Genomic DNA, 24,012 nt, shown 5'->3' on the forward strand with positions numbered 1-24,012 from the left:
AAGATATCTGAGTGAATTTGTAAACTAAGTCAACCTGAGTTTTATTGTCGGGAAATCGCAATACCCCCATATTTAGGGGGTTGGCCCCACAGTGAACTGCATTGCGTGGATTCATAAATGCACTAGACTTAAGCAGGATGTGTTTGAGTTCTGGTGCGTGTATGAAGAGTGCTGTGATTGCCCTAACTTTCCTGCCTGCGGCCTTGTTGGCGCAGGAGGCGCTGCCGTCAGGTTCGCACATTCACGGAACCGGTCATCTTTCCATCATCATCTCCGAGGGCGCGTTCACGTTGATGTTGCAGGTTCCAGGCGCAGATGTCGTCGGCTTTGAGGAGGCTGCAGAAACTGATGCGGATCGGGAACGGGTCGCGGCAGCCGTTTCGGACCTGTCAAAGCCGCTTGAGCTGTTTGCATTGCCAACCGAGGCAGGGTGCGCTGCCGTCTCTGCAAACGTTGCCTTGGTGGGCGAGGGGCTTCGCCCGCAGACCGATACTGCGGAAGAGTCGCATACAGAGTTTCAAGCGGATTACGTGGTGCAGTGTGACGACATCAACGCGGCAACGGTGATGGAATTCCCGTACTTTGAACGCTTTGAGATGGCGCAACGGCTAACCGTCAAAATGGCGACCAGCACAGACGAACGCACATTCGAAGTGTCCCGGGAAATGCCGGTCCTGAACCTGCTTGATGCGCAATAACTTGCGCTTTCACCCTGCGGCCAATCAAGCCGCTGCTCAAACAGTGACGCCTTGAAGGACCTGATCTTTTGTCAGTTGCGCTTTGGTCCCCTGCATCAGGATTTCGCCCCTCCGCAGCACGACAAACTGATCGGCCAGTTCGTAGGCGAATTCAAAATACTGTTCGACCAGCACAATTGCCATTTCGCCTTTCGTTCGAAGATGTCGGATAACTTCGCCGATCTGCTGTATGATATTGGGCTGAATGCCTTCCGTGGGCTCATCCAGTAACAGAAGGCGCGGTTTTGCGATCAGAGCCCGCGCGATGGCCAATTGCTGTTGTTGTCCGCCTGACAGATCGCCGCCGCGGCGATTCTGCATCTTTTTGAGAACCGGAAACAGTTCGAAAATCTCGTCGGGGACGAAGTGTTTGTCGGCGGGCAAACAGGCAAACCCCGACTCAAGGTTTTCGCGGACCGTCAGCAACGGGAAAATCTCGCGCCCCTGAGGCACATATGCGACCCCCTTCCACGCCATCTTGTGAGCAGGAAGAATACCCAGATTTTCGCCGTTCAAGCTGAGCGTGCCACCTGACCGGGGGTGTGTCCCGGAAATGGCCTTGATCAGGCTTGTTTTGCCAACACCGTTTGTCCCCATCACACAGGTGATCTGACCTTGTGCTGCCTCCATTGAGATGCCGTACAGGATTTGCGAATGGCCGTAGTGAAGCGTCAGATCGTTCAGTTTCAACATCGCTCAGCGCCCCAGATAAACGTCGATGACGTCTTGATTGGATGTCACATGATCAAGCGACCCCTCAGCCAGAACTGCGCCCTCGTGCAGAACCGTGACCTTGCAATTTAGGCGACGCACGAATTCCATGTCATGTTCCACCACGACCACAGCGCGCGTCTTGGCCGCTTGAACAAGCAGGTCTGTGGTGTGCTCACGTTCCTGCGGGGTCATGCCTGCTGCAGGTTCGTCAACCAGCAGCAATCGCGGCTCTTGCGCCAGAAGCATACCGATTTCCAGCCATTGCTTTTGTCCGTGGCTCAACTCACCGGACTTGCGGGTCAGTTCATCCCGCAATCCAATTTCCGCGGCAAGTTCTTCAACCCTTGCAAGATCAGATGCCGAGGGGCGGTAGAGAAGAACGCCGAGCCAGCCACGCTTGTTCTTCAGTGCCATCAGCAAGTTCTCTTGTACCGTCTGATCCTCGAAAACCGTGGGTTTCTGAAACTTCCGGCCGATCCCGGCCTGAGCGATTTTCGCTTCGCTCATGCGCAACAGGGACACGGATTTTTCGCCCCAGATAACGCGGCCTTCGTCCGGTCGGGTCTTGCCGGTGACGATATCCATGAAGGTGGTTTTTCCTGCGCCATTCGGTCCGATTACGGCGCGCAGTTCCGCCTGTCCGATCTGAAAGGACAAGTTGTTGATCGCGCGAAACCCGTCAAACGACACGGAGACGCCACTTACTTCAAGCAAGGTGCTCATTCGGTTGCCTCCTTCTCGCGCAGTGATCCGTCATCGGGGCCCAGATTGGCACCATGCCGGTCGGGGTGACGGCGATTGGTCCACAAGTCGAACAACCCGCCGATGCCTTGCGGGGCGAACAATGTGACCAACACGAAAGAAACGCCCAGCAGGACCTGCCACCAATCCACCCATTTGATCGTGTAGAAACCCAGAGGGATATCCGGTGCCTGTCCGCCGGTGAACCAAGTGCTGAGAAGGCTGACAAAAGCGGCGCCGATCACCGCACCATAAAGCCGGCCCCGCCCGCCGATGGCGACCCAGACGGCGAGGTAAATCGAGGCAATGGGTGCCATCTCCTCGGGGTTGATGATCCCCGCCTGCGGGTAATAGAGCGCACCGGCGATGGCAGCGATGCACGCGGTCAGCGTGAAAACCGCAAGCTTGTAGACCTCGACCGAGTATCCGAGGAACCGAACGCGCGCCTCGTTGTCGCGGATGCCGCGGATGATGGAACCGAACTTGCCTGAAACGATCCACGCAGCCAGCATGTACCCCAATCCCAGGGCCAGGGCCGAAGCCCATAGAAACCAGATGGACACAATATCCTGCGATGCCGTCACGCCGGGCAGGTTTTGCAGGCCGGACAAGCCGTTGTTACCCCGCAGCCCGCTGTCGTTCTGGAACAGGTAAAGTGCCAGCGCCAGTGTCATCGCTTGGGTCAGGATCGAGAGATACACGCCGGTCACCCGGCTGCGGAATGCGAGCCACCCGAAAACCAGGGCCAGCAGCCCCGGAACAAGAACCACAAGTATCAGTTGGAGGATCAGGCTGTCCGAAAAGGCCCAGACCAATGGGAAATCAGACGATCCGACAACCCCGAAAATTTGTGTCCCGACCGCGTCGACAACCTCGGAAGGTGTCGGAGGGATTTCACCCTGCGACAGCGACTCGACCACGATCAGGCGGGTCCGCTCGTACATCAGCCACATCCCGATCATATACCCGCCCAGCCCGAAGAAAGCGAAATGACCCAGGGACAGGATGCCGGTGAAACCCCAGACAAGGTCCATGGCCACCGCGATCAGACACAGGCACAGAGTCTTGCCCAAGGTCTTCACGAAACTGGTCGAAATCACACCGATCCCGAACCCTTCCGACAGGACCGTGACCGCAATTGTGAACAGCGACAGGATTGTCAGAAAAACCAGCACCGACGGGTTCTTGGCGACAAAGCTGCGTTCCATGGCTCAATCCCCCGCCGCACGACCTTTGAGGGCGATAATGCCCCTTGGCCGGAACTGGATGAAAATGATGATGAAGATGATCATGTAGGTCTGCGCGGCGAGGGTGTTCGACGGGTTCATCCACTCGATCCCCTTTTGCAGGAAGCCGATCATCCCGGCACCTGCCAGCGCGCCCCAGATATTGCCGACGCCGCCGACCACAACGGTCATGAAACTCTGCACGATGTAATCGCTGCCCAGGTCCGAAGTGACTTTGGCGAACAGCCCAATAGCCACCCCGGCGATGCCCGCAATCCCGGACCCCAGGCCAAAGGTCAGCATATTGACCCGCCCCGGATTGATCCCCATGGATCCCGCCATGCGCGGGTTCTGCGTCACCGCGCGCATCTCAAGCCCCAGCCGTGTGCGTTTCATGATGTAGAGAAACAGCCCCAGAAAAATCATCGCCAACACGAAGATCGCGATGCGGATATAGCTGATCGAGACGACGTCGTTCAGCACCCACGCCCCGTCCAGCCACCCCGGCGCGGTCAGCGGTCGGGCCTGCGTGCCGAATATGTTCTTAGCCAGTTGCTGAAGGGCTATGGAGATCCCAAACGTCGCCAACAAGGTCTCAAGCGGGCGGGCGTATAGCCAACGGATCACCAGCCGCTCCATCGCGACGCCCATGGCGAATGTCACCGCAAATGCCATCGGGATCGCGACGATGATGGAAAGCGTATGGTCGGGGATGAATTGTTGGACGACATAGCCAGTATAAGCGCCCATCATGATGAACTCGCCGTGGGCCATATTGATGACGCCCATCACTCCAAAGGTTATGGCGAGGCCGATGGCGGCCAGAAAATAGATCGAACCCAGCGATATGGCGTCGAGCGTCAAATCTAGCGTCTGGTTCAAGCCGACTTTCAACTCAATCTGTTCCAATGCTCGTGCCGCTGCGGCTGTGACTTCGGGCGATGGTTCGGCATAGGTTTCAAAGAACACATGGGTGTCGAGCGCGGCATTGATTTCAATGTCTGTCACCAAAGCCGGCACGACGCCAGCCTCGGCCAGCGCTGCATAGGCCCGGGCGCGGGTCGCGTCATCGTTCAACTGCGCGACCGGAATGCCGGCCACCCGGCCACCTTCTATGTTTGCGGCCAGTGCCGCGCGGATGTCACCGGCAGATACGCGCGGTGCTGCCAAATCGCTGGCAACCAGCAGATCATAGGCTTGGTCGCGCGTCAGCATTTCGGAGCCGGGTTCCAGAATGACCGCGATGTTCGCATCCGTCGGCAGCACCGCGGCGGCCTTTCGCGCAGTCACGACCAAAGGGTTCAACGCGGCGCGGACATCCACGCTCAGGTCGCCGGAGATTTCCTCGATCGCGCTTACACGGGCTGCTGTGCTCTCGTCATAGCCGATTGTCAGCAATCGTTCGATCCGCTGCTTTTGAGCCTTCAAACCTGCGTCGGGCTCGTCTTTGATCGAGGCGCGCAACGGTTCGAGCAGAACACCTTCGGGGTCGCGCTGGATGGATTGCAATGCCGCCAATCGCTTTGCGCGATCGGGGTCAGTCAGTTGAAACTGAACCAGAGCGGTCCCGATCATTGCGCGGATGCCGCTGTTGGGCTTCAGCTGCTTCAACTCGGATTTCTCAAAAGTGCCGACAACATCGCCGGTGTCGAAATCCGTTAACTCGTATGTCCGTCCTTCACCTTTCTTACCCGCAAAAAACAGACCGTCGGACTTGCGCATCCACATGTCCTTCGCGGCCCATGTCTCAAGCATTTCCTGTGCCTGCGGCAACCCGCTGGACGCAATTGCATCAATCGCCGGCTTGATTGTCTTGCGCGAGCTTTTGGCGATGATCTCCTGATGCTCTTGCAGGATGGTCTGCAGCCCCGGATTCTGCGCATCTGCAGTCACGCAGGCGCACAGGAAAGCCAGGCCCGCAAGAAAGTGTCGTAACATGTGGTGAAGCCCAAGTGTCGTGTGGGCAAGGCGAGCGACGAGGCCCGCCTTGCGTGCTGTTTAGTAGTTCGACAGGGTCTGAACGCAGGTCTCGGTCTCGGTGTTGTACATCCCGCAACCCAGTTCTTTCCAATCCGACTTCAGAACCGCCGATTCCGGCAGGAAGTCGGTCCAGGCATCACCCGGTACGACATCGGTTTCGCTGATGATGTCAAATTGGCCGTCCTCCTGGATTTCGCCAATCAGGACCGGCTTTGCCAAGTGGTGGTTCGGCAGCATGACGGCGGTGCCGCCCGTCAGGTTCGGGAATTCCTGCCCGTACATCGCCGCACGTACAGCGTCGACCTCGGTAGAACCGGCCTCGGTTGCGGCGTTCACCCACATGTTGAAACCGATGTAATGCGCCTCCATCGGGTCATTGGTCACGCGCTCATCGCCCATTGTGGCTTTCCAGGTATCGACGAAGTCTGCGTTCACGTCTGTATCCGCGGACTGGAAGTAATTCCATGCAGCCAAGTGACCGACAAGGTTGGTCGTATCCAGACCCGAAAGCTCTTCCTCACCGACCGAGAAGGCAACAACGGGAATGTCATCGGCAGACACGCCAGCCGCAGCCAGTTCCTTGTAAAACCCGATGTTTGCGTCGCCATTGATCGTCGAGATCACGCCGACTTTCTTGCCGTCTGCCCCCAACGCAACGACGTCAGCCACGATCTTGGACCAGTCCGAATGGCCAAAAGGCGTGTAGTTAACGAATATGTCCTCATCCGAGATACCCTTCTGCTTCAGATAGCTTTCCAGGATGTTGTTGGTGGTCCTCGGGTAGACGTAATCCGTGCCGAGCAGAGCGAATTTTTCGACCCCCAGCTCGTCCAGGAAATAATCCGTCGCTGGGATAGCTTGCTGGTTCGGGGCCGCACCGGTGTAAAACACGTTCTTCGAGGATTCCTCGCCCTCGTATTGCACCGGATAGAACAACAGACCGTTCAATTCTTCGATCACCGGCAGGACCGATTTGCGGCTCACGGAAGTCCAGTTGCCGAAAATCACGTCGACATCGTGTACTGTCAGCAGTTCACGCGCCTTCTCGGCGAACAGGGGCCAGTCGGAGGCAGGGTCGACCACAACCGCCTCAAGCTGTTTGCCCAATACACCGCCCTTTTCGTTTTGCTGATCAATCAGCATCAGCATGGTATCTTTGAGCGTGGTTTCCGAGATCGCCATGGTGCCCGACAGCGAGTGCAGGACACCGATCTTGATGGTGTCTTCGTCCGCCAGCGCGGCTGTGGCCATGGCAGCAAATACCGCCGATCCGGCGAGTGTAGACTTGAGAGATTTCATGTAATCCTCCTGGCGGGGCCAAAGGAGAGGGCTTGCGCAAAAGCGTGCTCTTCTTCTACCTGATCCCCGCAACTATTGTTGCGATCCGTGTGGCGGTTGTGTTCGAGGTCCAATTCGCGCAGCCGTCACACACCCCCGAGGTCGTCTCCGCGGCGGGCACCCATACGGTTTCTGCATCGCAGAGAATTTGGCAAATTAGGGAGCCGGGGACCCTATGAATTTGGCCCTCAGTGATTAAATTTTGAGCCGCTGCTGCCGATTGTGATTAAAAATTCACCGCGCACTTGGGAAAACCGTCCAAATGCGGCGTTGCAGAATAGAGTTCCGACGCCTGAGCGGTGAAACAAGTGGCACAGTTTCCGAACCCGCAGGTGCGCCATCAATCAACATGCCTCCATATCCAGCACTCCAGATACGATGCTGCCGCGCGCAAACGGAGCGATTCGGCTGAGCGCCAAAAAACTGGGGCCAAAGTCGGTACTGGACGCCTTTCGTCAGTCCGGATCATACAAGTGCCTATTCCCGCGAACAGACGGCACTGCGTTGGACGCGGTTCTGCTGAATACGGCGGGCGGGATAACGGGCGGTGACTCGTTCAGGTTTCATGGACGTGCTGATGCCGACACGATGTTGACGCTGACCACACAAGCTTGCGAACGTGTTTACCGTGCACCTAATGGACCTCCCGGTAAGGTCGTGAACCACGTGACGGTTGATGCTGGTGCCCGGCTGAACTGGCTGCCGCAAGAGACTATTCTATACAACGGGAGCGCCCTTGATCGTCGACTGCTGATAGAAATGGACGCAAATGCGTCCGTCTTGTTGGTCGAGCCTTTGGTTTATGGTCGCAGGGCCATGGGCGAGGTTCTGACGGACATCCGCCTGTGTGATCGGATCGAACTACGGCGGAGCGGCAAGGCTTTGTTTGCCGATGCGCTGCAATTCGACGGCGATTTGCAAGCCCACCTTTCGAAACCCAATATCGCCGATGGTGCCGGTGCAATGGCCTTGATTGTTTTTGCGTCATCGACCGCCGAGGGGCAATTGGAAGTGGTGCGCGGACTGCTGCCCGAAAGTGCGGGCGTGAGCCTGATCCGCAGCGATCTGCTGGTCATTCGGATCCTGGCAGAAAGCAGTTTTGAATTGCGCAAGACCCTGATGCCGATCCTCAGGCAGTTGAACGACGACAATCTCCCTCGATGCTGGATGATCTGACATGAACCTCACCCCACGCGAAAAAGATAAGCTGATGGTGGCCATGGCCGCCGAGGTAGCCCGCAAGCGGTTGGCGCGCGGCGTTAAACTCAATCACCCTGAGGCCATCGCTTTGATTACCGATGCGGTGGTCGAGGGGGCCCGTGATGGCCGTTCGGTCGCAGACATGATGCAGGCGGGCGCCGAGGTGATCACGCGCAGCCAATGCATGGAAGGTGTTCCCGAGATGATTCACGAGGTTCAGGTCGAGGCCACTTTTCCCGATGGCACCAAACTTGTGACCGTGCACAACCCAATTCGCTAAAAAGAGAAAAGGACTTCCGATGACCCGCATGCTGTTTCCCGCCCTTGTTTTGTCCGGCCCGGCCATGGCGCATCAGGACGGCCATTTACACGCGCACAATGCGGATTACGCTGCATTGGCCTTAGGGCTGGCAGCGTTCGCATTGATTGCGTCCGTTCTGATCTCGAAGCTGCCAAAATGATCCCCGGCCAGCTCTTTCCGGCTGCGGGTGAGATTACGCTCAACCCCGATGCAACCATCGTGACGCTGATGGTTGCCAATACCGGTGATCGTCCGGTGCAGGTGGGTTCACACTATCATTTTGCGGAAACAAATCCGGCGTTGGAATTTGATCGATCTGCTGCGCACGGAATGCGACTGGATATTGCCCCCGGAACGGCCGTTCGCTTTGAACCCGGGCAGGCCCGCGAAGTGAACCTTATCCCGATCAGTGGTGCGCGTCGGGTCTTTGGGTTCAATCAGAAAGTCATGGGGTCGCTCTGATGCCGGCACAAATAAAACGCTCTGACTATGCCGCGATGTTCGGTCCCACGATCGGTGACAAACTGCGGCTTGCGGACACGGATCTGATCATCGAGGTTGAGCGTGACCTGACCGCCGAACGCGCAGGCGCGTCATCAACGGGCGGTCGCGGAGAAAATGCTCTGCTCTATGGTGAAGAGGTCAAATTCGGTGGCGGCAAAGTGATCCGCGACGGGATGGGGCAGTCGCAAGCCACGCGGGCGGCAGGGGCCGTTGATACCGTCATCACCAATGCTCTGATTGTGGACCACTCCGGCATTTACAAGGCGGATGTCGGTCTGAAGGACGGGCGAATTGCAAAGATCGGCAAGGCCGGAAACCCGGATACGCAACCCGGCGTCGACATCATCATCGGACCGGGAACAGAGGCCATCGCTGGCGAAGGACGCATTCTGACAGCGGGTGGTTTTGACAGCCACATCCATTTCATCTGCCCGCAACAGATAGAGGACGCACTGCATTCGGGGCTGACCACGATGCTGGGCGGCGGCACAGGCCCCGCGCATGGTACGCTGGCCACCACCTGCACGCCCGGGCCCTGGCATATTGGCCGGATGTTACAAGCCGCTGATGCGTTTCCCATGAATCTGGCGTTTGCAGGCAAGGGAAATGCTTCGCTGCCCGACGCGCTGGAAGAACAGGTCAAAGCGGGGGCTTGTGCCCTGAAGCTGCATGAGGACTGGGGGACAACGCCCGCTGCGATTGATTGCTGTCTGTCCGTTGCTGATGCAATGGATGTCCAAGTGATGATCCACACGGACACACTGAACGAAAGCGGCTTTGTCGAGAACACGGTATCCGCCATGAAGGGCCGGACCATTCATGCCTTCCATACCGAAGGCGCAGGGGGTGGGCATGCCCCGGACATCATCAAAATCTGCGGCGAAGACCATGTGCTTCCGTCCTCGACCAACCCCACGCGGCCCTTTACCGTGAACACGGTCGAAGAGCATCTGGACATGTTGATGGTCTGTCATCACCTCGACAAATCCATCCCCGAAGACGTGGCCTTTGCTGAAAGTCGCATTCGGCGCGAGACCATCGCGGCTGAGGATATCCTGCACGATATGGGCGCATTCAGTATCATCGCCTCGGACAGTCAGGCGATGGGGCGCGTGGGCGAGGTTTTGATCCGTACGTGGCAAACAGCGGACAAGATGAAAAAGCAGCGCGGCCGCTTGCCCGAGGAAACCGGTGACAACGACAACCTGCGGGTGCGCCGCTATGTTGCGAAATACACGATAAACCCGGCGATTGCCCATGGTCTGAGCCATGAAATCGGCAGCATCGCGGAAGGCAAGCGCGCCGATTTGGTTCTGTGGAACCCGGCGTTCTTTGGCGTGAAGCCCGAGATGGTTCTTTTGGGCGGAACCATCGCATGTGCGCAGATGGGCGATCCGAATGCCTCGATCCCGACGCCGCAGCCGGTCTACAGCCGTGCGATGTTCGGTGCGTATGGGCGATCAGTGGAGAATTCAGCGATCACTTTTGTTTCGGAGGCCGCATGGGCAGACGGCATCGGCGATGCGCTTGGATTGGCGAAACAAACGGTCGCCGTTCAAAATACCCGCAACATCGGCAAGCGCGATCTGGTGTTGAACGACGCAACACCGCAGATCGACGTCGACCCGGAAACCTACGAAGTGCGCGCAGATGGCGAATTGCTGACCTGCCAACCCGCCGAGGAACTGCCCATTGCGCAACGATATTTCCTGTTTTGACCAAATGTTGTGCTGCATTGCAGCAAGCGCAATGCAGCCATGTTCCATAGCCCACTACTAAACGAGATGAAAATGAGGATATATGAAAACCAAGGGAGGACCATTCCAACTCGAGGGTTAGAGAGTCCTTATGGCACATTCAGTTCAACACACGCAGACCGGCATTTCTGTCTTTGGTCTTCTTCGGTCAGTCGGATCATCCATTTTTTCGGCTTTGATAAGCCTGGCAGAAGCTCAGTCGCGGGTTCGGAAAATTCAATACCTGCAGTCACTGAGCGATCAGGAACTGGCGGAACGCGGCATCAAACGCGAGCGGATCGTGCATCACGTCTTTGCCGACAGCATGGCGTTCTGAGCCAAAAGATATTGTGCACAGAGGGGGTGAGCCCATGAACGCCCCCCTTTGCGCAGCGCGTCGCTATTCCGACCACTTTCACGTCGAGCCATCGGATCATCTGTCCTTGACGTATGACCAAAGGTTTTTGCGCCGCAAGGTTCTGACGTGCGAGGGCGGAGAGCAAATCCTTGTTGATCTCAGCCAGACCATGTCGCTGGATCACGGCGGTGCGCTGATCCTTGAAGATGGGCGCTTTATCGAAATTCAGGCGGCGCCGGAAACTCTGCTGGAAGTTACCGGACCTGATCTGACACGTATTGCCTGGCATATCGGCAACAGGCACACACCGTGTCAGGTGGAACAGGATCGTCTGTTGATCCAAGTGGATCATGTCATTCGCGACATGCTGGATAAATTGGGAGCGAAGACCCGCGAAGTCGTCGAGCCCTTTACGCCGGAAGGTGGCGCATATGGCCACGGCAGGACCCATGGTCACGCCCACTGACGCCGATATCCTGACCCTGACGCAATGGTTGTCTCCCGCCTATCCGATCGGCGGGTTCGCCTATTCGCACGGGCTGGAATGGGCAATTGATTGCGGCGACGTATCGAGCGCCGCCGATGTTCAGGGCTGGATCGAAGACGTCGTAAAATATGGCACGGGATGGAATGACTGCCTGTTTCTTTTTGCGGCCTTCGGTGCTGTGACCGGCGACGAGGTTGCGGAAATTGACGCCCAAGCCTGTGCATTCTGTGCCTCTGCCGAGCGTCTCAAGGAAACACAATTGCTGGGGCAGGCGTTTTGCGATGTCACGGCAGAGGTTTGGTCGCTGGATTTGTTCCAATTGACTTATCCGGTTGCCGTCGGTGTGGCGGCGCGCATGCAGAACTTGCCGGTCGCGCTGACGGCAAAGCTGTTTCTGCAAGGGTTCATGGGCAATCTGGTTGCCTGTGCAACGCGGTTGGTTCCTTTGGGGCAAACAGAAAGCCAACGCCTTATTCGAAAGATGACGCCTGTCTGCGCTTCGGTCGCAGAAGAAGCGATGAATGCCGATCTGAATGATCTGCGGTCCACGACGTTTTTGCCGGACATAGCTTCGATGAGGCACGAGACACAATATTCGAGGATATTCAGAACATGAACAGCATGAACGGACCGTTGCGCGTGGGTATTGGCGGACCAGTCGGCGCTGGTAAGACAACTTTGACGGCTGCACTTTCCGAAGCATTGCGAGACAAGGTTTCGCTGGGTGTGATTACCAACGATATCTATACGCGCGAAGATGCCGAAGAACTGATGCGACAGCAGATTCTGCCGCAAGACCGCATCATCGGTGTCGAGACCGGCGGTTGTCCGCACACCGCGATCCGCGAAGATGCCTCGATAAACCTTGCTGCGGTCGCAGAGATGCAAACGCGCCATCCGGATGTCGAGGTTGTTCTGATCGAAAGCGGTGGGGATAATCTGTCAGCCACCTTCAGCCCCGAGCTGGCGGACGTAACACTCTACGTGATTGACGTAGCCGCTGGGGAAGAGATACCCCGCAAAGGCGGACCCGCGATCACGAAATCCGATGTGCTGATCATCAACAAAACCGACCTCGCCCCGTATGTGGGCGCGTCGCTTGAGGTGATGGAAAGGGACGCAACACGAATGCGAAACGGTCGCCCCTTTGTGTTCACTGCGCTGCGCCACCGTCAGGGCGTAGCTGCGATAGTCGATCTTTTGGCCCAGATCGGCGGGCTCGACCTGAACGGTGCAGTGGCGCCCTCGCATCACGCGGCAGTCTAGGCCGCTTGCAAGGCCTCCACGGCAAATTGAACAGCCTTGCGGGTGTGCTCCAGATCCTCCTCGGTCACTGCCAGCGAGGGATAGAGTTTCCCTGGTGCTTTGAAGATGCCGTTTGCCCTAAGAACAGAATTATACTGTGCGTTTCGGGCCGGATCGTCATGAGCGGCACTTCGGTAGTCGCGGCAGGTTTGGCCCGTAAAGTAGATATCGAACAGCGTTTCATCGCCGCAAATCTGGTGGGCAATTCCGGCGTCGTTCAGGGCATGAGATTGAAGGTCCTGTAATGTGCGACCGATAGACCGCAAATGATCATAGGTTCCATCGCGTGCCAAAACCTCCATCGTTTTCAGTCCAGCGGCGGCCGCGACGGGATTTCCTGACAGAGTGCCAAGCTGCATCAACCACTTGTCGGCCCCGACTTGACCTTTATCGAAGTGTTGCATGATCTCGGCGCTTGCCCCCAGCGCAGCCAGCGGGAACCCGCCGCCAATGATTTTTCCGAGCGTACAGATATCGGGCGTCACTCCATATCGCTCCTGCGCGCCACCATAAGCCAGCCGGAAGCCGGTGACGATTTCGTCGAAAATAAGCAGAACATCGTTCTGGTCGCAAAGGTCGCGCAGACCCTGAAGATAGCCGGGCTCAGCAGGAATGATGCGCTGCAAAGGTTCAACGATGATGGCGGCGACGTCCTTGTTTTCCGCAAGCAATGCAGAGACGGCTTCAAGATCGTTGAACGGGGCGATCAACATCTGATCCGCGACGCCTTGGGGAATCCCGGCACTGTCCGGCACAGCCTGGGGAAAGTTAACGCGCTTGGCAGGCGCCAGACTCATCTGCGCTTCGGCGCTCATACCGTGGTAACCGCCTTCGAACTTCAGGATTTTGTCGCTCCCGGTATAGGCGCGGGCCAGACGGATCGCATACATGTCGGCCTCGCCACCCGATGCGACAAACCGCACCTGCTCGCAGCAGGGCACGGCCTCGATGATTGCCTCGGCCAATTCGATCCCTTTGCTGTTATTGGCAAAAAACGTCATTCCTTTGGGTAGTTGCTCCAGGACGGCTTCCATCACCTCTGGGTGGCCGTGACCCAACAACATCGGTCCCGAACCGATCAGGTAGTCGATGTATTCTTTGCCGTCTTCGTCCCAGACGTGGCTGCCTTCGCCGCGTGCGATTATGATGCCCGGGTCGAAGTTGCCAAATCCGCCTGCGGGTAGAACCTGTTGGGCACGGGCGATCCATTCGGGTTGAGTATTGATTTTCAGCATCTCAAACGATCTCCAAAATCGGGGAACCAAGCACATTTGGGTCTGGTGTTACGCCCAACCCCGGACCTTCGGGTGGTGCGATCCGACCATTTTCACGGTTTGGCGCATCCGGGCAGAGTCGCGGTGACACATAGGACGACAGATCGCAGGTGTTTAGCAACGAGCCCTGCGGTGTCGAGGCTGCGAAATGCAGCGAAGCTGCCGTCACGATGTCTGATCCCCACGTGCATTCGGCGCAAATCTCGGCCCCCAAATGTACGGTCAAATCCCGCGCCCGGCGCATCGCGGACAAGCCGCCGAACTTTGACAGTTTCAAAGCAACGGCATCCAGGCAACCCAACTCGTGCGCGTGCAAGAGAGAGGCAAGGTCATGGGCGTTCTCGTCGATTTTCATGGGCAGACCTGTGGCCTGACGCACGGCGGCGCAGTCTTCCAGAGTTTTGCAGGGCTGTTCCAGCATGACATCAAGATGGGCCACGGCACGCCCGGTGCGAGTTGCCTGCAGTCGCGACGCCCCACAATTCCAGTCGCCGTATACCAGCGGTCCGGACCCAACGGCCTCCCGAACCTTGATCAGGCGCTCGGCATCCGCCTGCCAGTCGCCTTCGACGCCCAATTTGACCTGAAACTGCCGAATGCCCGTCTGATACGCGGCCTGAGCGATCCGCGCCATCTCATCCGGTGCGATGCAGGTTATCGAGTGATAAAGGGGCATGTCTTTCCGCGTGCGCCCACCCAGCAGGGCATAAACCGGTTGGCCCGTTGCCTGCCCGAACAGGTCCCACAGCGCGAGGTCGACAATTGACTTGGCATAGCGATGGCCCTGCAAAAAACCGTCGAGCTTGCGCATCGGTGCATCGACGCCAAACGGAGAAATACCCAGAATCTCCGGCCCCATTTCAGTGATCGCGGCTGGCACGCCACCGGCATAAGCAGGCAAATAATTCGGGATGGGACACACCTCGCCCCACCCTTTGAGCCCGGTATCCGTTTCAAGGCACAAGACCTGAGACGTCACCGTTGCGCAGGTTTTGCCTTCGGCCATGCGATAGGTCTCATGACTGGTCAAGTCCACGGACCAAAGGGTTATCTTGGTAATTTTCATTGATACGCTCCGACCGGATACCCCAACGCGTCTTCGTCGGGATGCACACCGAGCCCCGGTGCCTCGGGCAGGTGCAGGTGCCCATCGACATTGCGTGGTCCGCGACCTCCGGCGATGTCGACGGTGATCATATCCTGACAGGCCCAAACAGCATGGCAATTGTCATCGGGAACCGTTGCGGCCAGATGCAACGCCTCGGTATCCGCCAAAACGGTACCGCCTGTTGCCATCACAAACATGTCGATGCCATGCGCCAATGCCATGTCCCGCAGTCGGGCCGCTTTGGTCAATCCGCCTACGCGGTTCAGCTTGATACCAAAGACCTCGGCCAATCCGTCACGTGCTATTCTTGCGCCGTCCTGTAAAGTCACAAGGCTTTCGTCCACTGAAACCGGCGATGCATGACGACCGGAAATCGCAGCGATATCGTCCAGTGTTTCACATGGTTGCTCGAAGATCACATTCATGTCTTCGCACGCGCTCATGACCCGCAGGGCCTGCTGACGTGTCCAGCCGCGGTTGACGTCGTACAGGACGATTTCACCGGATTTCCGCAGGCTCTCGACATCACGAACCCGCGCAATGTCGCGTTCAACATCACCACCGATCTTGACGGAATGCGCGATGTAGCCTCTTTGCCGGTAGCGCTCCATCACTGTCCGGGTTTCTTCGACGGTTTTCGCACCGACCGAGGATGCAATCGGGCGCGGTGTCCTTGATCCGCCCCCCATCAGATCAGCAATCGGCACGCCCGCAGCCTGACCGGCGATGTCCCAGCACGCCATGTCGATTGGGCTTTTGGCATAAAGATGCCCGGGCAGCGCAAGGTCCATCGCGCGTTCCACGTCCAGTACCCGGCGCGGATCAAGCCCCATAAGGAACGGTGCCATCGTTTCGATGCCAACTCGAATGCCCGGCCCGTGGGCGGGAACATAGGTATGGCCCCACGGTGTACCTTCACCCCAACCCGTCAAGCCGGCGTCGGTTTCGACTTTCACCAATGTCGCGTCCAGGGTCTCAAACTTCAGCCGGCCACCGGACAGCCAATATGGATATTCCAACGGCAAATCGATTTGATAGACCGAAATCCGTATAATCTTCATTTCAATTCAACCTCAACAAACGACATGGGCGCGTCACCCGCGTTAATCACATTATGCTCGACGCCTTTGTCGCGGCGATAGGCGGTGCCGGCAGGCACGGTAACTTCGTTTTCCGAACCATCAGGCAGTTCCAATCGCATATGGCAATCAGTCACCGCCGTTATGACGTAATCCAGCGCATGGCGGTGCCATCCGGTCTCGGCGCCGGGTGCGAAATCGAACCGCGTGACCCGTACGCGGGCGTCGTCAATTATTTCGGTCGCTACAGCCTTTTGTCTCATGAGCGGAACTCTGCAATCGGGGTGCCAAGGCTTTCAAAGTCAGCAGCGACCCCCATGCCGGGCGTATCAGGCGCGTAGAGTTTGCCCTGCCGCGCGACCGCGCCACCGATCCCGGTGGAGCGCGTGTTGTAATTCATCAGGTCGGTTGTGTTCTGCAGGTAGTCAGTTGGGGTCGAGGCCGCAAAATGAGCGACAGTGGCGGTGGCAATCTCACCGCCCCACGTATCCTCGCTGACCACGGGAATGCGGTTCTCGATCAGATAATCCCGCACTCGCCTCGCCTTGCTGAGACCGCCGAGGTTCGAGATTTTCAGGCAACAGATTTCAGCCCCGCGATCCGCCACGATCCGGTGGGCCATGTGCATGCCGGTCAGGCACTCGTCCAGCTTCATCGGCTGCTCCGCCACGCGGCGCACCTGCTGGCATTCCTCGTAGGTCTTGCAGGGTTGTTCAAGGATGAAGTCCAGATCGTTGGTCGCGCGGGCCACCCGGATCGCATTGTCGACGCGCCAGCCCTGGTTGGCATCCGCCATTGCCTTTTCCCCCGCGTTCAGCAGCGGAACGGTCGCGCGGATCCGGTCGATATCTGCGGCCCAATCTCCGCCAACCTTGATCTGGAACTGGCGGTAGCCCTGATCGCGATAGGCGTTCATCTCAGCAATGGTCTGATCGGTTGGTTTCTGCGGCGCGACCCGGTACATCGGTGCGCCGTCCGTCAGTTTACCACCCAGCAGCATCCAGACGGGCTGATCACAAGCCTGCCCCAAAATATCCCAGCAGGCCGCATCAAACGGGGCCTTGGCATAGCCGTGGCCCTGTACAAGGTGGTCCATCAACTGCTCGATCCGCCCGACCTGCTGCGGGTCTTCGCCCAGCAGCTTCGGAGCCACCAGCCGTGCCAGCGCAGAGACGCCTTCGGAATGGGCCACCATGTAATTCTCGCCGCAGGGCGTGAACTCGCCACAGCCTTGCAGGCCTGCATCGGTATCGATGACCACGACGGATGCGATGGCCGTTTCAATCGCATTCCCTGCACCCCAGACATAAGCGCCGCCCACATAGGGCAGCCTGGTCTGGTAGATACGGATGCGGGTGATTTTCATGCGGCATCCATCCGAGGCAAATCACCGAGGCCCGCGCCGCGCCACAGCACAAAGCTCAGGATGGGTTGGTCTTTTGTGATCATCGCATGACTTTGCCTGCCGTGATGCTGGCGGGTCTGGCCCGGCCCGACAAATGCCTCGTCCTGTTCGCTCTTGAACCGCGCTCCACCCGCCAGCGCGAGATAAATCTCCTCGGCCTCGTGACTGTGCCAGTCATAAAGCAACCCCGCACCCCAGTAGGCGATATAGCCGCGGAGTTGGTTCGAGTGGAAATGCCCCTTGGGGCCGAACAACTCATAATACCCGTAGCGTGCCAGAAAATCCGCGCCGACTTCTTCCTCACTGTAGGTGAGCTTCCAATGTGCCTGATCCGCTGTCGCGGCTACGGCTGAAATCAGATGTTGCGTGGCCTCGGTGCCCGTCAGGTCAAACTCGCTCACCAGCCGCGTGGCGGGGACTGGCGTCGCGGGCAGGGGTGCGGCGGCCAGGTCGGTGGGCCAGTCCGCGAACGCCGCCAGATCGGGATGCGATTGGTGCAAGTGCCGCGCGGCTTCCAGTACGTCCTCAAGCGTCATGGGATCACCACGATGTTGCCGGTGTGTTTCTTGGCGATGAAGGCGGTTTGCGCCGCGTGCAATTCGCTGAGCGGAAAAGTTGCGGCAAGCGCGGGTTTGACCTCTCCCGCCTCGATATAGCGCACGAGGTTCTGCATCACCTGAGGGTCAATCACGGTCGAACCGGTAAAGGTCAGATCGCGCAGGTAGAATGTACGCAGATCGAACTCCACCATCGGGCCGGCAATCGCGCCTGAACAGGTATAGCGCCCGCCGCGCTCCAGAATGTCGATGAGCGTCGGCCAGTAGGGGCCACCCACAACGTCAGCAACCACAGTGATCTTTTCATCGCCGAGTGCTGCGCGCAAGTTATCCGGGGCGCGGGGCAGGATGCGATCGGGCCCGAGCGCGGCGACGTCGCCATGTTTGGCCTCCGACGCCAAGGCAATCACCCGCGCGCCGCGGCGTTTGGCCAGTTGCACCAACGCGCCACCGACGCCACCCGATGCGCCGGGCACCAGAACCGTGTCGGCTTCGGTAACCTGTGCGCGGGTCAGCATCCCTTCGGCGGTCGAATAAGAGCAGGAAAAGGTTGCCAGTTCCGCATCAGACAGCGGCGAGTCGATCGCAATCGCGTTCTGAGCCGGAATGGTTGCGTATTGCGCAAACCCGCCATCCCGCTCGGACCCGAAATAGCCGGTCTTGTCCTTGTTCAAAGGCTCGGCCGGATCGCGCAGCCAGCAATCGGTGATCACCCGCTCGCCGATCCTGCGCGGGTCCACGCCCTCGCCAACGGCGACTATTTGCCCACAGACGTCTGCGCCCTGAATGCGCGGAAAGACCAGCGGCGCACCGCCCCATGTCGGGTCGTCCTCGCCCACCTCTTCAAAAGCGCCACCGGTTGTCGCGTCGCTCACGGTTTTCGAATACCAGCCGGACCGTGTGTTCACGTCCGTATTGTTCAGCCCGCACGCTCCGACCTTGATCAGCACCTCGCCCGAAGCGGGCGTGGGGCAAGGCCAATCCTCGTGCCAGACCATCTGGTCCAGATCGCCATGCCCCATCGTGACCATCGCCTGCATTGTGGTCGGCTGTGTCATTGCGCGGCCTCCAACGCGGCATCGGTGCGAGGCAACAGGCTTTGCGGATCATAAGCAGGCTCGGACAGGACCCGCGCGGCGCGGGGCGTGCCGTGGATGATGACCTCAAGCTGCGTGCCCGCACCGGCGGCTTCGGGTTTGATATAGGCGAATGCCAGAGTTTTGCCGACACTGTGCCCATAGGCCACGGAGGCGGTCGAGCCAACAACACGCCCGTCCAGCAGAACGGCCTCACCGCCATGCCCATCGATCTCACCATCCGGTTCGATTTCCAGGTAGGCGCAGATCCAAGGCAGATCTGTGTTCAGGGTTTTATCCTTGCCCAGATAGTCCTTATCGGCACGGGCAAAGCGTAACACATCGGCCTCGGCCAGCGTGACCTCGTTGGTCAATTCACCGGCCCCTTTGAAGCCTTTCTCCATCCGCATGACGTTCATGGCGAAGCTGCCGTAATCAGCGATCCCGTGCGCCTCACCCACAGTCCAGAGCGCGTTGTAGACGTCAAGACAGGCCTCGTTGGGCATGTGCAACTCCCAACCCAGCTCACCCGCGTACGACATGCGGAACGCCCAGACATCGTGGCCCGCGACCTTGATCCGCTGGGCAGAAAGCCAGCGGAACCGGGCATTGCTCAGGTCAGCATCGGTGCAGGCGCCCAGCACGTCACGCGATCGCGGTCCGTTCAGCGACAGGGCGGACCTGTCAGCCGAAAGTGCGGTGATTACCACATCTTCCCCATCGCGTTGCTGCGCCAGATGATCCAACAGACGTTGTTCGAAGAACGCTGCACAAACAAGGTAATAGCGATCCGATGCCATGCGGACGATGGTTGTCTCAAGCTCGATCCGACCTCGGCGGTTCAGCATGTGGGTCAGAGTGATGGAGCCGTCTTTCTGCGGCATCCGGTTTGCGGTCAACCGGTCGAGCAGGTCGTAGGCGTCCGGGCCCGACACCTCGACCTTGGTAAAGGCGGTGACGTCCATGATGCCGACCCGCTCGCGCACCGCCGCAACTTCTGACGCAACCATGTCATCCGCTTGGGTCCGGCGGAAGGAATAGTGATCCTGCTGCGCCACCCCGTTGCGGGCAAACCAGCGCGGGCGTTCGAAGCCGTAGACCTCTTCATGCACTGCGCCCTTCGATTTCAGCAGATCATGCAAGGGCGACGGCTTGATCGGACGCCCCGCCAACCGATTGAAATGCGGGAAAGGGATTTCGTGACGCAGGCAATAGTCTTCCTCGGCCTTGATCACTTGCCAGTCCTTCGTGGCATAGCTGCCAAACCGACGCGGATCATACTCGCGCATCGAGATATCGGCGGCCCCGTGCACCATCCAGCGCGCCAGCTCGCGCGTCAGGCCCGGCCCCCAGCCGATGCCGATCTGGGTGCCGCAGCAGCACCAATAATTCTGCACGCCCGGCGCGGGCCCGATCAGCGGGTTGCCATCCGGCGGATGGCTGATCGCGCCATGTACCTCGCGCTGAATCCCCAGTTCCGCAAAGATCGGCATCCGGTTCAGGCTTTCCTCAAGCCACGGCATCACCCGGTCGTAATCCGCATCGAAAAGCCAGTTCTCATAGTCCCAAGGGCAATGATCATGCCAGACCGAGTTGGGGTTCTCTTTCTCGTAAATCCCGATCAGGCCACGTTTTTGTTCCATGCGGATATAGCCCGAGACTTTCTTGTCATCACGGATCACCGGCAGTTCCTTTTCCAGCGCTTCAAACTCCGGCACTGGTTCGGTCACGAAGTAATGATGCGTCATGGACGTCATCGGCAATTGCAGCCCCGACCATTCGCCCATCTGCCTTGCATAGGTGCCGCCCGCGTTGACCACGTGTTCGCAGGTGATCGTGCCCTTGGGCGTTTCGACAATCCACTCCCCATTCTCGGCCTGGGTGATGTTGGTTGCCTGACACTGCCGGATGATCCGAACGCCTTTCTGACGCGCGCCCGCGGCCATCGCCATGGTCACGTTTGTGGGGTCCACATGGCCATCATCCGGGGTGTGCAATGCACCCAGCACACCGTCCAGATTGTAGAACGGATGCAACTCTGCCACACGTTCCGGCCCGACCAGTTCGATGTTGAAGCCCAGCGACCGCCCGACCGACAAAGTGTGGCGCAGCCAGTCCATCTCATCCTCGGTATAGGCCAGCCGGAACGAGCCGCAGCCATGCCATGTCACGGCCTGCCCGGTCTCGGCCTCCAAAACACCGGAATACAGCCCGATATTATAATCGACACACTTTCCCAGCCCGAAGCTGGAGGTCGAATGCGTGATCTGCCCCGCCGCATGCCAGGTGCTGCCGCTGGTCAGTTCAGCCTTTTCCAGCAGAACGGTGTCTTCGCCCCAGCCCTCATGCCCCAGATGATAAGCCAGGCCAACGCCCATCACGCCACCGCCGACGATTACAACGCGTGCCTGGGTCGGGAAATCAGATGCCATCGGATCGTTCCTTCGAGTCGATTTTGTCTCGACACCGTAAGCAAACAAAAATACCATCGTCAATCATGAATGGGACAAATGTATCAAATACGATTCTGGAGAGGCTGGCGGAAGAGCTTTCGGATCTGACGCCGGAGGCCCGAAAGGCCGCCACCTATGTGCTGGAAAATCCCCGCGACGTTGGGGTCTCGACCGTGCGGGAAATCGCCGAGGCCGCGAATGTAAAGCCCAACACCATCGTCCGCATGGCGCGGCAGGTGGGGTTCGAAGGCTATGACGATTTCCGCATTCCGTTTCGCGAGGCGATCCGACGCGGGCAAGCCGATTTCCCGGATCGTGCGCGATGGCTGCAGGATATTCGCAAGTCCGGTAACATGGGCGGGCTTTATGCCGATATGGTTCAGGACGCGTTGCGCAATGTCGAAGAGACCTTTGCCAATATCTCGTCCGAGCAACTGAAAGCGGCGGCCGAAGATATCTGGAATTCGCGCAACGTCTTTGTGCTGGGCGTTGGCGTGAACAACTCGAACGCGCGGAACTTTGTCTATCTGGCGTCGACCGGGATGGTGCAGTTCCACGCGATCCCGCGCCCCGGCTCGAACCCGATCGACGACTTGGCCTGGGCGGACAAGCGCGACGTCCTGATCGCCATGACGTGCAAACCCTACCGGAACGAAGTGGTCGAGGCCGTTCAGGTCGCGCGTGAGCAGGGGCTGACGGTGGTGGGCCTGTCTGACAGCCCGGCCAGCCCTGTCCTGCGCAATGCCCAGCACGGCTTTGTCATTTCGGCGGATACGCCCCAGTTCTTCCCGTCTTCGGTCAGTACGATTGCGTTGCTGGAAACGCTGCTGTCCTTCGTGATCGCCGTTGCCAGCAATGAGATCGTCGAGCGGGTCGAAACCTTTCACAAACGACGCCATCAGCTTGGCCTTTACCACTCGGAGGACTCGTGACAGCACCTATCCAATCTCTCGCAGCCCGGTATTACACCGACCCAGCCGTGTTCCGGCTGGAAACCGACGGGTTGCTTGCGCGGACTTGGCAGTTTGGCTGCCATGCGTCTGAATTGCCTGAACCCGGCGCTTATGTCGCGTTCAAAGTTGCCGGGCAGGATTTGTTTGCGATCCGGGGCCGCGATTCCAAGATCCGCGTCTTCTACAATGTCTGTCAGCACCGTGCGCACCAGTTGGTCGAGGGTACGGGCACCACACGCGTCGTGGTCTGCCCCTATCACGCCTGGACCTATGAATTGACCGGCGAGTTGCGGGCCGGGCCGAACCTGAAGGCGGTTGAGGGGTTCGACAAATCCTCGGTCTGTTTGAACGAGGTTCGCACCGAAGAGTTTCTGGGTTTTGTCTTCGTCAACCTCGATCCCGACGCCGCGCCGATGGACGATTGGTTCCCGAACGCCCGTGCCGAACTTGAAGAATGGGTGCCGAACTGGGCCGATCTGAAGCCGTTGGAATGGGTTGAGATACCAGAGCTGTGCAACTGGAAAGTCTCGGTCGAGAATTACTCGGAATGCTATCACTGTTCGCTAAACCACCCGACATTTGCCAATGGTGTGGTCCGGCCTGAAACCTACGACATTCAGCCTCAGGGCATGTGCCTGCGCCACACGACGGAGTGCCAGAGCCTTGAAAACATGACCTATGACATCCAGTCGGGGTTCGAGCATTTCGATGAATATTCAAGCTGGTTCCTCTGGCCCATGTTTTCGTTTCAGGTCTACCCGGGGAACGTGCTGAACACCTATCACTGGCGCGCCGTGGATGCCGATCACGTGGTGGTCTGGCGCGGCTGGTATTCTGTTGGTGGCGTGGATGACCCCAAGATACGGCAACTGGCGGCGCAGGATCGGGCGACCACGGTCGAAGAGGATATACGGCTGGTCGAATCCGTACAGCGGGGCCTGCATTCGCGCGGTTATCGTCCGGGGCCCCTGGTCGTAGACCCCAAAGGCGGGGTGAATTCGGAACATCCTGTGATGCATCTGCAAAAATGGATGCGTGAGGCGGTGGATGGTGCATAACTGCGCGTGCATGCCGGAACGAGAAGGACAACAGCATGAGTGCATTTGACGAAGACCTGTTCCTGAAAGGTCTGGAACAGCGCAAGGCGACGCTGGGCGCGGCCTATGTCGAAAAGAACCTGTCTGCCGCCGATGAGTTTACCCGCCCGTTTCAAGAGGCGATGACCGCGTGGTGCTGGGGTTTCGGCTGGGGCGACGATGTGATCGACCCAAAGACGCGGTCGATGATGAACCTGTCGATGATCGGCGCGTTGGGCAAAATGCATGAATGGGAAATCCATTGCCGGGGCGCAATCAACAATGGCGTCACCACCGAGGAAATCCGCGCCATCATCCATGTCGTGGGCATCTATTGCGGCGTTCCGCAGGCGCTGGAGTGTTTTCGCGTGGCACGCAAGGTGATCGATGAAGCGAGCTGAACC

The 24,012-nt window shown here is 58.6% G+C and carries 26 protein-coding genes; 13 read left to right on the forward strand and 13 right to left on the reverse strand.

Going from position 1 to position 24,012, the window contains the following annotated elements; all coding sequences use genetic code 11:
• Window positions 1-173 precede the first annotated feature (173 nt).
• The gene (locus RA28_RS22310) at window positions 174-698 is read left to right on the forward strand and encodes a ZrgA family zinc uptake protein (RefSeq protein ID WP_193747441.1); all 525 of its coding nucleotides are present in this window, start codon (window positions 174-176) and stop codon (window positions 696-698) included.
• Between the two features lie 36 nt (window positions 699-734).
• On the opposite strand, the gene urtE is transcribed toward RA28_RS22310, so the two are convergent.
• The 5 genes from urtE to urtA are packed head-to-tail and all read right to left on the reverse strand — an operon-like array spanning window position 735 to window position 6,697.
• A complete protein-coding gene (urtE, locus tag RA28_RS20545) occupies window positions 735-1,430 on the reverse strand; it encodes an urea ABC transporter ATP-binding subunit UrtE (RefSeq protein ID WP_039532853.1) in 696 nt (231 codons plus the stop codon).
• Between the two features lie 3 nt (window positions 1,431-1,433).
• Window positions 1,434-2,174 (reverse strand): urea ABC transporter ATP-binding protein UrtD, encoded by a 741-nt coding sequence (urtD, locus tag RA28_RS20550; RefSeq protein WP_039532855.1) that lies wholly within the window; start codon window positions 2,172-2,174, stop codon window positions 1,434-1,436.
• Window positions 2,171-3,400 (reverse strand): urea ABC transporter permease subunit UrtC, encoded by a 1,230-nt coding sequence (gene urtC, locus RA28_RS20555; RefSeq protein ID WP_039532857.1) that lies wholly within the window; start codon window positions 3,398-3,400, stop codon window positions 2,171-2,173. The genes urtD and urtC overlap by 4 nt, the downstream gene beginning before the upstream one ends.
• A gap of 3 nt (window positions 3,401-3,403) precedes the next feature.
• A complete protein-coding gene (urtB, locus tag RA28_RS20560; protein WP_039532860.1) occupies window positions 3,404-5,356 on the reverse strand; it encodes an urea ABC transporter permease subunit UrtB in 1,953 nt (650 codons plus the stop codon).
• Between the two features lie 60 nt (window positions 5,357-5,416).
• Window positions 5,417-6,697 (reverse strand): urea ABC transporter substrate-binding protein, encoded by a 1,281-nt coding sequence (gene urtA, locus RA28_RS20565; RefSeq protein ID WP_039532862.1) that lies wholly within the window; start codon window positions 6,695-6,697, stop codon window positions 5,417-5,419.
• 417 nt (window positions 6,698-7,114) lie between these two features.
• Here urtA and RA28_RS20575 point away from each other — a divergent pair, with 417 nt between their 5' ends.
• The 9 genes from RA28_RS20575 to ureG all read left to right on the forward strand — a co-directional run bounded on the left by RA28_RS20575 (window position 7,115) and on the right by ureG (window position 12,588).
• Window positions 7,115-7,912: an urease accessory protein UreD gene (locus RA28_RS20575; protein WP_039532865.1), complete on the forward strand. Its 798-nt coding sequence runs from the start codon at window positions 7,115-7,117 to the stop codon at window positions 7,910-7,912.
• 1 nt (window position 7,913) lies between these two features.
• Entirely contained in the window at window positions 7,914-8,216 is a 303-nt protein-coding gene (locus RA28_RS20580; protein ID WP_039532867.1) for an urease subunit gamma, read from the forward strand.
• Between the two features lie 19 nt (window positions 8,217-8,235).
• Entirely contained in the window at window positions 8,236-8,397 is a 162-nt protein-coding gene (locus RA28_RS22910; RefSeq protein WP_206539642.1) for a hypothetical protein, read from the forward strand.
• A complete protein-coding gene (locus tag RA28_RS20585) occupies window positions 8,394-8,699 on the forward strand; it encodes an urease subunit beta (RefSeq protein WP_039532869.1) in 306 nt (101 codons plus the stop codon). The genes RA28_RS22910 and RA28_RS20585 overlap by 4 nt, the downstream gene beginning before the upstream one ends.
• Window positions 8,699-10,459, forward strand: coding sequence for an urease subunit alpha (ureC, locus tag RA28_RS20590; RefSeq protein ID WP_039532871.1), 1,761 nt, complete (start codon window positions 8,699-8,701; stop codon window positions 10,457-10,459). Before RA28_RS20585 ends, ureC begins: the two co-directional genes overlap by 1 nt.
• A gap of 130 nt (window positions 10,460-10,589) precedes the next feature.
• Complete coding sequence (locus RA28_RS20595) at window positions 10,590-10,814, forward strand: hypothetical protein (protein WP_039532872.1); 225 nt, start codon at window positions 10,590-10,592, stop codon at window positions 10,812-10,814.
• 34 nt (window positions 10,815-10,848) lie between these two features.
• A complete protein-coding gene (locus RA28_RS20600; protein WP_039532874.1) occupies window positions 10,849-11,301 on the forward strand; it encodes an urease accessory protein UreE in 453 nt (150 codons plus the stop codon).
• Window positions 11,267-11,938, forward strand: coding sequence for an urease accessory protein UreF (locus RA28_RS20605; RefSeq protein WP_241481182.1), 672 nt, complete (start codon window positions 11,267-11,269; stop codon window positions 11,936-11,938). The genes RA28_RS20600 and RA28_RS20605 overlap by 35 nt, the downstream gene beginning before the upstream one ends.
• Entirely contained in the window at window positions 11,935-12,588 is a 654-nt protein-coding gene (gene ureG, locus RA28_RS20610; RefSeq protein ID WP_039532878.1) for an urease accessory protein UreG, read from the forward strand. Before RA28_RS20605 ends, ureG begins: the two co-directional genes overlap by 4 nt.
• Here ureG and RA28_RS20615 read toward each other — a convergent pair.
• From RA28_RS20615 to RA28_RS20650, 8 genes are read right to left on the reverse strand one after another with little or no spacing between them, the layout of a single operon-like run.
• On the reverse strand, window positions 12,585-13,862 hold the full coding sequence (locus RA28_RS20615) for an aspartate aminotransferase family protein (protein ID WP_039532879.1): 1,278 nt from the start codon (window positions 13,860-13,862) through the stop codon (window positions 12,585-12,587). The two genes, ureG and RA28_RS20615, sit on opposite strands and share 4 nt — an antisense overlap.
• 1 nt (window position 13,863) lies before the next feature.
• Window positions 13,864-14,967 carry a mandelate racemase/muconate lactonizing enzyme family protein gene (locus RA28_RS20620; RefSeq protein WP_039532881.1) on the reverse strand — a complete coding sequence of 368 codons (1,104 nt, stop codon included), beginning with the start codon at window positions 14,965-14,967 and terminating at the stop codon, window positions 13,864-13,866.
• The gene (locus RA28_RS20625) at window positions 14,964-16,070 is read right to left on the reverse strand and encodes a mandelate racemase/muconate lactonizing enzyme family protein (RefSeq protein WP_039532884.1); all 1,107 of its coding nucleotides are present in this window, start codon (window positions 16,068-16,070) and stop codon (window positions 14,964-14,966) included. The genes RA28_RS20620 and RA28_RS20625 overlap by 4 nt, the downstream gene beginning before the upstream one ends.
• Window positions 16,067-16,351 (reverse strand): cupin domain-containing protein, encoded by a 285-nt coding sequence (locus RA28_RS20630; RefSeq protein WP_039532885.1) that lies wholly within the window; start codon window positions 16,349-16,351, stop codon window positions 16,067-16,069. Before RA28_RS20630 ends, RA28_RS20625 begins: the two co-directional genes overlap by 4 nt.
• Complete coding sequence (locus RA28_RS20635) at window positions 16,348-17,454, reverse strand: mandelate racemase/muconate lactonizing enzyme family protein (protein WP_039532888.1); 1,107 nt, start codon at window positions 17,452-17,454, stop codon at window positions 16,348-16,350. The genes RA28_RS20630 and RA28_RS20635 overlap by 4 nt, the downstream gene beginning before the upstream one ends.
• Window positions 17,451-18,029, reverse strand: a complete 579-nt coding sequence (locus RA28_RS20640) for a dimethylsulfonioproprionate lyase family protein (RefSeq protein WP_039532891.1) — start codon at window positions 18,027-18,029, stop codon at window positions 17,451-17,453. The genes RA28_RS20635 and RA28_RS20640 overlap by 4 nt, the downstream gene beginning before the upstream one ends.
• Window positions 18,026-19,108 (reverse strand): alcohol dehydrogenase family protein, encoded by a 1,083-nt coding sequence (locus RA28_RS20645; RefSeq protein WP_039532893.1) that lies wholly within the window; start codon window positions 19,106-19,108, stop codon window positions 18,026-18,028. Before RA28_RS20645 ends, RA28_RS20640 begins: the two co-directional genes overlap by 4 nt.
• Complete coding sequence (locus tag RA28_RS20650; RefSeq protein ID WP_039532986.1) at window positions 19,105-21,558, reverse strand: FAD-dependent oxidoreductase; 2,454 nt, start codon at window positions 21,556-21,558, stop codon at window positions 19,105-19,107. Before RA28_RS20650 ends, RA28_RS20645 begins: the two co-directional genes overlap by 4 nt.
• A 65-nt stretch (window positions 21,559-21,623) precedes the next feature.
• Between RA28_RS20650 and RA28_RS20655 the strand changes: the two genes are divergently transcribed.
• From RA28_RS20655 to RA28_RS20665, 3 genes are read left to right on the forward strand one after another with little or no spacing between them, the layout of a single operon-like run.
• Window positions 21,624-22,511 (forward strand): MurR/RpiR family transcriptional regulator, encoded by an 888-nt coding sequence (locus tag RA28_RS20655; RefSeq protein ID WP_039532895.1) that lies wholly within the window; start codon window positions 21,624-21,626, stop codon window positions 22,509-22,511.
• On the forward strand, window positions 22,508-23,590 hold the full coding sequence (locus RA28_RS20660; protein WP_039532897.1) for an aromatic ring-hydroxylating oxygenase subunit alpha: 1,083 nt from the start codon (window positions 22,508-22,510) through the stop codon (window positions 23,588-23,590). The genes RA28_RS20655 and RA28_RS20660 overlap by 4 nt, the downstream gene beginning before the upstream one ends.
• Window positions 23,591-23,625: 35 nt before the next feature.
• Window positions 23,626-24,009 (forward strand): carboxymuconolactone decarboxylase family protein, encoded by a 384-nt coding sequence (locus RA28_RS20665; RefSeq protein WP_039532899.1) that lies wholly within the window; start codon window positions 23,626-23,628, stop codon window positions 24,007-24,009.
• Window positions 24,010-24,012 lie beyond the last annotated feature (3 nt).

Source organism: Ruegeria sp. ANG-S4, assembly GCF_000814005.1.
GTDB lineage: Bacteria > Pseudomonadota > Alphaproteobacteria > Rhodobacterales > Rhodobacteraceae > Ruegeria.